General features: G+C 53.1%; 12 protein-coding genes. 2 read left to right on the forward strand and 10 right to left on the reverse strand.

The annotated features are described in order from the left end of the window. Positions 1-132 precede the first annotated feature (132 nt). The 6 genes from I2G69_RS09800 to I2G69_RS09825 all read right to left on the reverse strand — a co-directional run bounded on the left by I2G69_RS09800 (position 133) and on the right by I2G69_RS09825 (position 7542). Positions 133-822 carry an NlpC/P60 family protein gene (locus tag I2G69_RS09800; protein WP_243254936.1) on the reverse strand — a complete coding sequence of 230 codons (690 nt, stop codon included), beginning with the start codon at positions 820-822 and terminating at the stop codon, positions 133-135. 308 nt (positions 823-1130) lie between these two features. Next, a complete protein-coding gene (locus tag I2G69_RS09805; RefSeq protein ID WP_195560714.1) occupies positions 1131-2507 on the reverse strand; it encodes a UDP-N-acetylmuramoyl-tripeptide--D-alanyl-D-alanine ligase in 1377 nt (458 codons plus the stop codon). A 44-nt stretch (positions 2508-2551) separates the two neighbouring features. Next, on the reverse strand, positions 2552-4012 hold the full coding sequence (locus I2G69_RS09810; RefSeq protein ID WP_195560715.1) for a UDP-N-acetylmuramoyl-L-alanyl-D-glutamate--2,6-diaminopimelate ligase: 1461 nt from the start codon (positions 4010-4012) through the stop codon (positions 2552-2554). A 72-nt stretch (positions 4013-4084) separates the two neighbouring features. Next, positions 4085-5281 carry a glycosyltransferase gene (locus I2G69_RS09815; protein WP_191441466.1) on the reverse strand — a complete coding sequence of 399 codons (1197 nt, stop codon included), beginning with the start codon at positions 5279-5281 and terminating at the stop codon, positions 4085-4087. 17 nt (positions 5282-5298) lie between these two features. Continuing rightward, positions 5299-6363 carry a glycosyltransferase gene (locus I2G69_RS09820; protein WP_087228982.1) on the reverse strand — a complete coding sequence of 355 codons (1065 nt, stop codon included), beginning with the start codon at positions 6361-6363 and terminating at the stop codon, positions 5299-5301. Positions 6364-6387: 24 nt separating this feature from the next. Beyond that, a complete protein-coding gene (locus I2G69_RS09825) occupies positions 6388-7542 on the reverse strand; it encodes a glycosyltransferase (protein ID WP_087228985.1) in 1155 nt (384 codons plus the stop codon). Between the two features lie 244 nt (positions 7543-7786). Here I2G69_RS09825 and I2G69_RS09830 point away from each other — a divergent pair, with 244 nt between their 5' ends. Beyond that, the gene (locus tag I2G69_RS09830) at positions 7787-9037 is read left to right on the forward strand and encodes a glycosyltransferase (protein ID WP_195450928.1); all 1251 of its coding nucleotides are present in this window, start codon (positions 7787-7789) and stop codon (positions 9035-9037) included. A gap of 252 nt (positions 9038-9289) precedes the next feature. Here I2G69_RS09830 and I2G69_RS09835 read toward each other — a convergent pair whose 3' ends face one another. Both I2G69_RS09835 and I2G69_RS09840 read right to left on the reverse strand, forming a co-directional pair. Then, positions 9290-9676, reverse strand: coding sequence for an SH3 domain-containing protein (locus I2G69_RS09835; RefSeq protein ID WP_087228989.1), 387 nt, complete (start codon positions 9674-9676; stop codon positions 9290-9292). Between the two features lie 99 nt (positions 9677-9775). Further along, complete coding sequence (locus I2G69_RS09840) at positions 9776-10423, reverse strand: rhomboid family intramembrane serine protease (protein WP_191395543.1); 648 nt, start codon at positions 10421-10423, stop codon at positions 9776-9778. A 123-nt stretch (positions 10424-10546) separates the two neighbouring features. Here I2G69_RS09840 and I2G69_RS09845 point away from each other — a divergent pair, with 123 nt between their 5' ends. Next, entirely contained in the window at positions 10547-10762 is a 216-nt protein-coding gene (locus I2G69_RS09845; protein WP_191405513.1) for a hypothetical protein, read from the forward strand. A gap of 7 nt (positions 10763-10769) precedes the next feature. Here the strand turns inward: I2G69_RS09845 and I2G69_RS09850 are convergent, their stop codons facing one another. Together I2G69_RS09850 and I2G69_RS09855 are read right to left on the reverse strand one after the other, a co-directional pair. Then, positions 10770-11024 carry a hypothetical protein gene (locus I2G69_RS09850; protein ID WP_087228998.1) on the reverse strand — a complete coding sequence of 85 codons (255 nt, stop codon included), beginning with the start codon at positions 11022-11024 and terminating at the stop codon, positions 10770-10772. A 385-nt stretch (positions 11025-11409) separates the two neighbouring features. Beyond that, a complete protein-coding gene (locus I2G69_RS09855; protein WP_087229004.1) occupies positions 11410-11856 on the reverse strand; it encodes a hypothetical protein in 447 nt (148 codons plus the stop codon). Positions 11857-12029 lie beyond the last annotated feature (173 nt).

Here is a 12029-nt window from a genome sequence, read left to right on the forward strand (position 1 = left end):
TATGAAAACCTATTTTTGACATATGATTCAAACAATGGAAGATAAAAAAACAACCGGTACTTTGTTGAAACAATGCAAAACAAAATAATCCTCTGCAAAGAGATTCTCTTTGCAGAGGATTATTCCCTCCCTTTATGAAGCGACATATGGCTTTTGCTCTACAATCTTTCCGTCTTCACCGAATGTATAAGAAATACCATCAATAATGCGGATCGTGTTGATCGCATATTGTCCGTTTTCATAATAGTACTTGTCCCCATCATATGTAGCCCATCCCGTCGTCGGATATGTAATCTGGGGAAGCTTAAACCACTTTGTCCACTTGATGTTTCTACGCCCGAAGACCTCTTCATATTTCATATCTTCCCCGGAGCTTCGATTATCAATCGCCGTATTGTTTCCAACATAAACCCCTACATGGCCAGGCTGATAGAGGATCAAGCCGTGGATACGCGGAAGAGAGGAAGGATCATTGTAATTGATGTCTCCGGAAACCTCGGCACTCTGGAGCATCGCACCGGAGCTGCCAGCCACCGACATCGATCCCGGATTTGGATTCTGGCCCTCTCCCTGCCACCAAAGGTAGGATTTAATCAAACCGGAACAATCGCTCGCACGCTTATTTCCCACGAACTGTCCATAGCAACCGCTGCGGTATTTCCAGCCATTCTTATATGCTAAAAGGACATGATCCGCCAAATCCACGCCGGTTTTTTCCTCCGCTGCTTGCGCCGTCACACTGTGTCCAAACGATGCTGTAATCGTCAGCGCTGCAAACAGCAACGTAAAGAAAAGCAAAAATTTCCGGTTTATCCGATTCAATGGTAACCCCTCCAATTTTCTGCCGCTTCCCGCGGAAACAGCTTGTCCGTTTTATTCGAGTATGTAACAATTTTTACATACAAATTACAATCTGTAACAAATTGGTTACAGTATAGCACAGATTATACTGGATGACAAGCCCTTTCATGAAAAAAAATTACAAATTGTAACCAGTTGGAGGGAGAAAATCCTCAAAAACATATAAAAACCTGCGCAAAAGACGGGAAGAATCCATCTTTTACGCAGGTTTTCCGAGCTAGAAAGTAACAAAAATGTTACCAGCGGTAAAACAATAGGGACAAAATCCCTTAGCCAAGATATTCCAAGAGCTTTTTCACAATTTCATCGGTGTGCATCCCGCGGGACCCCTTTACCAAAACAACATCCCCGCAGCGAAGAAGCCCCTTTAAGACCTCTACCGCTTCCTCATTGGAAGCGCAAACATGGCAGGGAATTTCCGGTTTGACAGAACGCGCTCCTTCTGCAATGGCCGCCGCACGCGTTCCAACCGTCACCAATGCATCCACGCCGGTTCCGGCTGCGTAAGCGCCCACCTCAAAGTGCGCGCGGTGCTCCAGGGCACCAAGCTCCAGCATATCCGCCAGTGCCGCAATGCAACGCCCATCCTGTTCCCGCAGGTTTTCCAGCATATCCAGGCTGCTTTTGAGTGCATCCGGGCTTGCATTGTATGAATCGTCGATAACCGTGATGCCCTTATGGCGGTGCAGCTGCTGCCGCATAGCAAGGGGCTGATATTCTTTCAGGGCTTTAGCCGCTTTTTCCAAGTCCACTCCAAGGAAATGTGCCACCGCGAGGCCGGCCAATGCGTTCGTCACATTGTGCAACCCCAAAACGGGCAGATCCACTTCCTGTGCAATCCCATTTGTTCGGAAGACAAACCGGACCCCATTGGGGTGGAAAGCGATCTGTTCGGCGCGGTCATCGCACCATGGCTGCATCCCAAAGTACCGCGTTTTTACCCGGAGCTTTCCCCGCAAGCCCGCCAGCATGGGGTCGTCTCCGTTCAAAAACAAGACAGAATCCTCCTGAAAACGATCGATGATATGCAGCTTTTCCCCCAGGATGTTCTGCTGTGTCTTAAGCTGCTGAATGTGGGAAATCCCGATATTGGTGATCACCGCACAATTGGGCGCTGCGATCTCCGCCAGACGGCTCATTTCGCCAAAATCGCTCATCCCCATCTCCACAACAGCGACCTCATGCTCCGGCTCCAGACGGAACATCGTCAGCGGCAATCCGACCTGGCTGTTGTGGTTTCCTTCCGTACGCATAACCTTCTTTTCCGCAGAAAGGGCAAGCGCGATCATCTCTTTCGTCGTCGTCTTCCCGACGCTTCCCGTCACGCCGACCACCGGGATTGAAAACCGCTGGCGGTATGCGGTGGCGATCAGCTGCAACGCGGAAAGGGTATTGGGGACCCGGATCCAAACATGGGAATCCTCCATCTCCGTATGTTCTTCTGTCAGGGTTGCCACCGCGCCGGCCGCAAATGTCGCCGTGATGTATGCATGCGCATCGGTCCGTTCCCCTTTGATGGGGACGAACAGTGCGCCGGGCTCTATTTTCCGGCTGTCGGTGCTCACAGAAGTCACAACCGCTTCCGGGTCCCCACACAGAAGTTTCCCTCCACAGGCTCTACGAATTTCTTCCACCGTCATCTTCATGGTTCTGCCTCCTTTTCTCTTGGATGTTCTAGGGCGTTCCAAATTCAGGACAACCCTTCCTCTTTTAAAATGTCCGCAACGACTTCCCGTTCGTCCAGATGGTATTTGACCCCTTTGATCTCCTGATAATCTTCATGTCCCTTGCCAGCGAGGACAATAATGTCCCCCTCCTGCGCGTGGTCCATGCAATATTTGATGGCCTCTTTGCGGTCCGGGATCACGATATACTTCCCGTCTGTTTTGTGCAGCCCCACTTCGATATCCGAGATAATGTCCATGACATCCTCAAACCGGGAGTTGTCGGCGGTCACTACGGAAAGGTCCGCCAGCCGCCCGCTGACCTCCCCCATTTCATACCGGCGGGAGCGCGCCCGGTTGCCGCCCGCTCCAAACAGGCAGATCAGCCGGTTTGGATGATATTCCCGCAGCGTTTCCAGGATGTTCTCCATGCTGACGGCGTTGTGCGCATAATCGATCAACAGCGTATAATTTCCCGGCACCTTGACCGGCTCCACACGCCCTTTCACCTTGACCGCATTCAAACCGCGCCGGATGTTCTCCTCGGTTACGCCGAAGTGACGGCAAACCGCGATGGCTGCCAGCGCGTTATACACGCTGAAATGCCCTGGGATATCCACATCCACGCCGAACTGATAGGGCCCATCCAATTCAAAATGCACCCCCAAATAGCCGGGGCAGGAGAGTAAGCGCTCCCCTTTGGCGCGCAGCTGCGCCTCCGGATGGAAACCATAGGTCTCCAATTGGCAGGTGTGCCCTTCTGTGATGGCCTTCCAATTTTCATCGTCGATGTTGACGATCCCCAGCTCGCACTGGCGGAACAGCATCGCCTTACATGCGCGGTACTCCTCCAAACTCTTATGTTCATTTCCGCCGATATGGTCGGGCGAAAAATTCGTAAACAAGCCGATGGAAAACGTGAAACCGGATACCCGGTGATCCCGCAGGCCGATGGAGGAAGCTTCGATCACTGCCGCCCCACACCCCTCGTCCGCCATCCGGCGGAGGGACTTCTGCACTTCATACGACTCCGGCGTTGTGTTCTCCGTCTTAATCACCTGATCGCCAATCACCGTACCGATGGTGCCGATCAAGCCGGTCTTGATCCCCGCATCCTCCAAAATGGAACGGATCATATACGAGGTTGTGGTCTTTCCTTTCGTCCCCGTAAGGCCCACAACGCGCAGATCCCTCGCGGGATGCCCAAAATACGCCGCAGAGAGCACGGCAAGCGCATAGCGGGTATCCTCCACCACTACGACGGTGGCCCCCGATGCGTCCACCTCGTGCTGCGCTATCACCGCCACAGCCCCTGCCTGTACCGCCTGCTGTGCATAGAGGTGGCCGTCTGCGTTCGCCCCGCACAGGCAGATAAACGCACACCCAGGCTTTGCCTTGCGCGAATCATAAATGAGAGCGGAGATTTCCAACTCCGTACTGCCGGAACTCTGATATTCCAACCCTTCCAGTAAATCTTTTAAAAGCATAACCTTTCCCCGATGCGTCCAAAAGGGCGCTTCCTTTCCATCGTTCATTGTTTCTATTGGAAACAATTATGTTTATTCCGAGCCGATCAGTGAATATACCTTTTCGATCTCGTTTTCGTTTGTATAGTCCTCTGCTTCCAAGGCGTCGTGGAAGCGCTGCCGCAGCTCTCCGTCGGTCAACAGCTTTTCCAGGCCTTCCGCAATCCCTTCCGGCGTCATGGGGACGATCAGGCCATTTTCCCCGGAGGTCACCTGATCCGCTGCTGTGGAGAAATCCGTCAGCAAAATAGGCTTGCACAACACCATTGCCTCGTCCACGGCAATGGACTTCCCTTCAAAGCGCGACGGCTGCAAATACACATCGCAGGCCCGCAGAAACGGATAAGGATTCGCCTGTTCCCCCAGGAAGCAGACGTCCTGCTCGATGCCAAGGGAGCGCGCTTGCTCCTGCAAAGCGGCCTCCTCGGGACCGACACCGATGATATACCAGCGGAATTCCAGCCCTTTCTCGCGGAGGGAAGCAACCGCGGGCAAGGCGAGGTCTAACCCCTTCTGTACGGAGAGACGCGCAATGGACAACACACGGCTGCCCGAATAGCGGTCCCCAAAATCCACGGGCGCCTCCGCCATTTTCCGCAGGAACTGCGCGGAGAGGATGTTATAGACCACATGGAATTTCTCCCGGAACTCCGGGAAATTATCCTCCAACGCCATCTTACAGCCCTCTGAGACCGTACATAGTGCGTCCAGCTGCTTCACATAGGGCCGGTCGAAGTCCTGGCTCAACCCCATAGCGTTGTAGTCCCCGTGGATAAACCCAATCTTCCGCTTGGCCTGCACCTTGGTGACCGCATAATAGATGGGCTGCCCCTCCATAAAGGCCACCACTGCATCGTACTCTTTGCGGGCCGGATGCACAAAGTGCTTTTCAATTTTCCACATGCGCGCCAAACGGTCCCCCATCCCCCCAGGGGTTTTCCCTGCAAAGGTCACCAGCAAGCGGCAGACCGCTACCAGCGGGTGGCCGCTCTTTACCAAGGCAAACAGCGCTTTGCGGATATTCAGCTTATACTCTGCCGGGAAAAGGGGCGGAAGCAAGTTCACCTGGGGCGGAACGCGCTCTAAAAAAAGCCCTTCATTGGCAAAAAGCTGCAAATCAACGTCATATCTTGTAAAATCGAACAGAGAGAGCAATGTCACCAGGCTTTTCTCAATCCCACCGCTGTGCAAACTGTAATTGATAAAAAGCACCTGTTTTTTCTGGGACATAACGACCCCTCCTCCGGTTATTTTTTTTGCGTATCACGGAACAGCATATGGCTATAGAAGCGATAAAATGCATAGACCATCGACGGATTCCCCGTGCGGATCACCCGCAAGATCAATTGATCGGACCGATTCCCGCCCAACAGATAGGAAGAAGCCGCCGCTTCTTTTAACAGCGGGGTCTCCAAGATCCCCTTCACCTCCGCTTTGCGCTGCTTGGCGTCCGCAGGGTTGTGCGGGCTGAAGCAGTTCACCAGCGCAGAATGCGCTGCATTGCGGAGCAGCCAAGCCAAGTGGCGTTCCCGGTATTGCTTATCCATCCCCTGTTGTTTCAGAAATTTCTGCACAACCTGGTAGCACTTCGTCATCATTTCCATCTTGTGCGGACGGTAACGGGTGCTGAGGGACTCCGGGTTGTAACGGTAGTGATAATAAGCGCCTTTGGCAAAGACGATCTTCTTGGCCAATGTATGCGCCATAATGGACACCGGCAGATCCTCCAGCATGATCTCCTGCTCATTGAAATACGCCAGATGATTTTCCACAAACCAGGCACGCCGGTAGAGCCTGCGCCATGCACAGCCCAGCATCTCCGTGGTGCGCCAGGAACTCCCGCTCACCGATGGGCCGATCAATTCTTCCAACAATGCCCGGTTGCGCTCTTCATCCGACTCGCCCGCCTGCAATGGCACGCTGCACGCGCGGCTCTCCCCATCGATCAGGTTTTCGCGCATATAGTTAAACACCACCAGGTCGGCCTCCTGCTCCTTTGCCGCCGCATAGACGGTTTCCAGCATTTCCGGGTCCACCCAGTCATCGGAATCGATAAAGGCGAGGTACTCGCCCGTAGCGCGCGCCACACCATAGTTGCGCGTATCCCCTAACCCGCCGTGGGGTTTCTCCAGGACACGCACCCGCTTGTCCGTTTCAAAGGAGCGGGCAACCTTCAACGACCCGTCCGTCGAAGCGTCGTTTACAAGCAAAACCTCTATATCTTCTAAAGTTTGGGACAAAATACTTTTTACGCACTGTTCCAAATAGTCTTCCACATTGTAAACCGGTACAATCACACTGACCTTCGGCACGTAAAAGCCTCCTTTCCGATTCCCTTATGCACCGAGGAACGCAAGGATGCGCTGCATCATCGCCTTCCAATCGTATTGTTCTTCTGCAAATGTTCGTTCTTGTCTGCTGCAATCCGCCTGCCGCCTACAGCGCTCAACGAATGCAATCAATTGCTCCATATCCACCGGTGTATCGTCATTCGGCACACGGAGCGCGAACGGCTCCTTACCGGTGAGGCTGTCGTCGTCATATGCGTAGAGGAACGGCAATCCCGCCGCGGCATATTCCCTCGCCTTCAGCGAGGAACAGCGGGTCAACCCACGCCGGTAGCATCCCAGTGTGGAAATCCCCACATCCGCTGTACGGTAGGTGCGGTTCAGCTCGTCACCCGTTTGAAAGCCCGGGCACAGCACGTCCTCCGTCAGGCCAAGGGATTTCACTTGCGCCAGGAATCCCGGCATTTCGGTGCGGTCGCCGCCCACCAGCACAAAGCGCAGCGGATGACGCCCGCCGGACGCCCGGTACGCCTGCATGCCGCGCAGGATGCGGTCGTATCCCTGCCACCACAGCGTCCCGGCCACCCCCAACATAGTGATGGGTTCCCCTTCCGGCTTCGGCGCAACCACCGGGATGGAATCCGTATCGATGCCGTTGTCCGCATTGATTGCTTTTACACCGAAGAAGTGGTCTGCATGGTTCCCATAGAGCACAACGCCATCGACTAGCCCCTTTAAAGAGAGTCCGGAGAGGCGGTCCGCCGCGATATTGGCCGCAATCTTGGCCGCTGTCGTTGCGCCCGCTTTGATCCCCTTGGCGTATTGAATGTTTCGCGCGTAATCCTTCAAATAGGGATAATTGGGGATTTCCACCCCGATCTGCCGGGTTCCGGCTTTTCGGGCGGCTTTGCAAAGATGAATCACATCAAAGCTGATCCGGTCCAGGCGGATATACAGGACGTCGAACCGGTGCGCAGCCACATAGTCCGCTGCAATTTGGAAAAACTGCTTCATCACGCGGCCCGGCCCGATCTGTACTTCGTGGCGGTCCTCACCGCAGAAACAAAATGTCTTCTCCCGCCACAGGGTATAAGTCACCTCATAGCCAAGCTTTTGAAACGCGGACGCCTGCCCGCGAATCTTCCGTGTAACGCCGAGGTAGAGCGGCGCGTCCTCCTGGAAGGTGAGATACAGCAATTTCATGAATGGCAAAGCCTTCTTTCCGGGGAATCATCCCTTCTCTATTTTCCATATTGATTGTACAAATTATACCATCCTGCCCCAGGGAGGGCAAGTAGAAAGCCTTTGATTTTCCTTTGATTATAGTATACTATAGTCAGAGGAAAAGACGAAGCCCTGCGGGGCAATAAAACGCCGATCCACACCGTACGCTTAAACATTGGAAGCGTGACAAACCTTGCATAGATCTTGAATGGAGGCATTGTTCATGAAGACCTGTCTGGTTCTCCTGACCAAAACCTACCCCTTTGACAAGGGGGAAGAATTTATCGAGGACGAGGTTCCCCTGCTGGCCAAGGCCTTTGACCGCCTCGTCATCGCCGCTACCAGCACCTCCGATGCACCGGAACAAACCCGTTCTGTCCCAGCCAACGCTACCATTTTACACATTCCTGCTTCCCGCATCAAACGGGCGCTGCCGGGAGCGGCGCTCTCCTATTTGCCGTTTACCAATTGCCGTGGATACGCCGGCCCGGAAGAGCGCGCCGCCGTCAAAGGCTCCCTGAAGCGCCGGGGCTTTTTGACCTACTTTTTGGCTAAATCTGAAGCCGTCTACCGTGCAGTGGCCGAAAAACTGGCCGATTGCAACTTAGAGCAATACGACGGCGTGACCTTTTACAGCTACTGGTTCTACGACATCGCGCTTGCCGCCGTCCGCCTGCGGGACCACTGCGGGGCAAAGGCAAAACGGGCCGTCAGCCGTGCGCACCGGTACGACCTTTATGCGGACCGCAACGCAACCGGCTATCTCCCGCTGCGCCCCTATCTGCTGGAGCATCTGGACCGCGTCTACCCCTGCTCCGCCAACGGGAGTAACCTTCTGAAAAAAAGCTACCCCGCTTACCAGACAAAGGTGGAGACCGCATACCTCGGCACCCGCGATTTCGGCCTCTCCCCGGAGCCGCAAGGGGACGAGCTGCATATCGTGAGCTGCTGCCATATTTCCCCAGTGAAACGCGTAGAGCTTTTGGCGCAAGCCCTATCCCTCTTGGAGGACAGCGGCCTCAAATTGCACTGGACGCACTTCGGCGGCGGGGACGGCCTCGACGCCTTAAAAGCCTATGCGAAGGAGCATCTCAGTTTTATGGACTGCCAGCTTGCCGGGCCCATTCAAAACGAGGCGCTCATGCGCTATTATCAGCAACACCCCGCAGACCTCTTTATCAACACCAGCAGCTCGGAAGGGCTTCCTGTCAGCATCATGGAGGCGTGTTCCTTTGGGATCCCGGCCATTGCCACCGACGTCGGCGGTACCTCCGAGATTGTCCAAGACGGCAAAACCGGCTTTTTGCTTCCCATGGAGTTTGCACCAAATGTTTTGGCAGAGCAAATTGTGGCGTTCTCCCGCCTTCCACAGGAACAACGGCAGGCCCTGCGCGCCAATTGCCGCAAAGTCTGGGAAGAACAATTCTTCGGGGAGCGGAACTTCACCCGTTTTGCCGAAGCCATCCGTCCCTGATTTGTCAGACGAACTCAAAAGAATACAAACCATCGTACGATCCCTCTGATGTAGCAGAACGCGCCTACATCAGAGGGATTTATGATGCTGGTCGAAAAGACCGCTATATGCGTCTTTTCGAACGCGATCGCTTCCATAAAAAAACAGAGTGGCGCCGCTTTCGCCCTGCGCCACTCCGAAAAGTGCTTATTGTAGGAATGCCTCTTTTGTATTGTCGGCAAAGCTCCTATTGCTTCAAGAGCCTGTCCTGCTTTACTCCTCTACAGAGATGTATGCCTGAAAAATAAAGCCGCTCTGCCCCTCATAGGTAACTTTGACCCAGTCGCCAGAACTCCCCAGCGGGTCCACTAGGAAAGCGTCCCCTGGGTATGCACGTCCAATCGGTTCGCTGTTTTGGTCCGGGGCGCTGCGCACGTTGGCATAACTCCCCTCAATGATGTTGACAATCTTTCCAATCGTCAGATGTACATCCGGCAATGGTGGCAAAGACGCAGGAATGAAACTAGAATCCCCTTCTCCCACCGTGGAGGACGTAGGCGCGGGATTTTCGGAAGAAGTCTCTTCCCCTTCACTTTTTCCAAAGCAGCCGGTGAGCAAAAAGAGACTTGCCGCCAGCAACAGACAGAAAACCCGTTTCATAAAACGCCTCCTCACATTTTCTATAAGATTCAAACAGATTATACCACCAAAGGCCAGAATTACGCAACCGATTTTATACAAAAATTCCAAAACTTTCCTTTACCAGTGATATTTCCGGAAATTCCGCCGCATCATCCAGTAGTCTGCCTTTCGTTTGATCCAATGGAAGAGGTCCGCGCCGAAGAAGAGAAGGACATTGAGCAGGGACATCAGGATGGCGGCCCTAGATGCCCAATCCCCATAGAAAAACGAACTGGCATTGTAAAGCAAATCGATCACCGCCAGATATTTCACTTTGACCGGGACGGCAAAGAACAGTAGCAATTCAAAATTGGGGTAGAGCGCTGCAAACGCCAAAAACAGCGACAAGTTTAAATATCGGTTCACGCCGTAGCCGGTGACTAGCGCGGCCAAAACGCTCCCGAGAATTCCGCTTAGATAGAATAGATTCAAGCGAAACGTGCCCCATTCCTTTTCCAACGCATTCCCCAATAGGCAATAAAAATAAAGGTTTAAAAGGACCCACAGCGGCGAGCTGGAAGACGGTAAAAAGAGAAAGGTCAGGAAACGCCAAATCTGTCCCCGCGCGACTAGATCCATGTCCAAAGCCAGCAGGGACTGCATCGGCGTGCCGGGAAAAAAGAGGTCGATCAAGTACACGGCCAACATGATTCCAGACAGGATATACATCAAATGCGGTATTGCATAGCGCCCAAATTTGCGTTCCATTTGACTGAGCCATTTCATGGATAACACCTTCCTTATCCTTCAAGTCTCGGTCAAAATGGCCCTGTTCATACAAGCAATTGCAGTATTCTTCTCCATGCCGGACATACTAACGACAAATCTGTCTGAAAAGGAGGCATGTCGATGCTGCTAAACAACGCCGACTTGGAAAACATTTGCGAGGCGCTGCATCAGATGGAATTCCGCTGTGCCAGGAACATCCATCTGATGGAGGATTCCTTTTTATCCGCTGCGGACCAAGATTCGAAGATTGAGCTGGCCGTATTGCGGGAACAGCTCCAACAGTACCATACTACTATGGAAAAAATCCAACTTCTCCGTGAAACTGGTCCTGTTTAAATGCCCGTCAACCCTCTTCGACCACCACTTCGTCCGCGAGAGCCGCAACTGCGGCGAAAAGCCCCTGTGTGTCCTTGCGGGTATCCCGCAATAGGTCCGTGTCCTCTGCAAAATTCCCCCATACCGAGAAACGGCCGTCGTCCTGTTGTACAACCTCCAATTCCTCATACGTTTCATAACGGCGCGGATCAAAATCCTTCTGCCCGCCAAACAGGCCGTTCACTGCATCCCATTTGTGCTCCCTGAAAAAATACCGCTTCATAGATCGTTTCCCCTTTCTCTCCTTTTGTTCGTTTTGGACACCAATCCATCCCTGCCGAATAAACTATGGATGGAGGTGTGAAACATGGTTGTAAAAATGAATGTGTACCACTGTATGAACCCAAAAGAAAACCCGGAACCTTCGTGGATGCGCAAACCGAAGGCCGCTGGGACGCTCCAAGACGACCTTGTAAAACGCTTTAAAGAATCGCCGGACTCCTTCTTCCCTTCTTTCTATCCTCCTACAAGGCCCGAATCCCAAACATAAGCACCGGCGCCTGAGGCCCTCTTTCCCAATCTTTGGAAAGAGGGCCTCTTCGTTGCGCAACAGCACTTGCGCAGAAAAGAAAAAAGAGAGCCAAAACAGCTCTCTGTGTGGGAATCGATCAACATCCCGAAGAATAGAAGAAGGTGGTCCCATCCACCACTTTGCACCAATCGGAACGCTCCAAGATGTCCAAGACCTCGCTGCGCTTCACCTTTCCGCTGAGTGCTTTTGTGACCTCCGGCATACGGATCAAACGGTCTGGATTTTGTTTAAAGAAGTTCTCCAGTTCCCCTTCCAAATTGGAGGTTGTTTGCGCCTTTTGCTGCGTTGCAGCCGGCCTGGACGCCCTACGGTCGATCAAGAACGCCTCCGTATGCTGTTTGACATACATCAGGAACATCGTCTTAATCCGGCTCACCAAGCGCGGCGGAAGGCCCTCCGAGGCCGCCAGCTGATCAAACCGGCATCGCGCCAGATCCGCCATGGTTTTGTAATGATGCCGTTCACAGTAAAGAAGAAACGGCCGGTAGAGCTCTCCGGAGTAAATTTGTTCGATCTCGTCCACAATAACAGTCCCTTCCTAATTTTAAAGTCGTGCGAAGAATGATTATACAGGAATCTCCCAGAATCTTCAAGTATTTTCCAAAAATTTTCCATTTCCCGCGAGATTTATTATTGACTTGTGCAAAGGTCAACAACCTTCGCCAAGTCAATTTTTTTATGTGGGGGTCCCGGTTA

The sequence above is a fragment of the Anaeromassilibacillus sp. D41t1_190614_C2 genome (genome assembly GCF_015558525.1).
Taxonomy (GTDB): domain Bacteria; phylum Bacillota; class Clostridia; order Oscillospirales; family Acutalibacteraceae; genus Anaeromassilibacillus; species Anaeromassilibacillus stercoravium.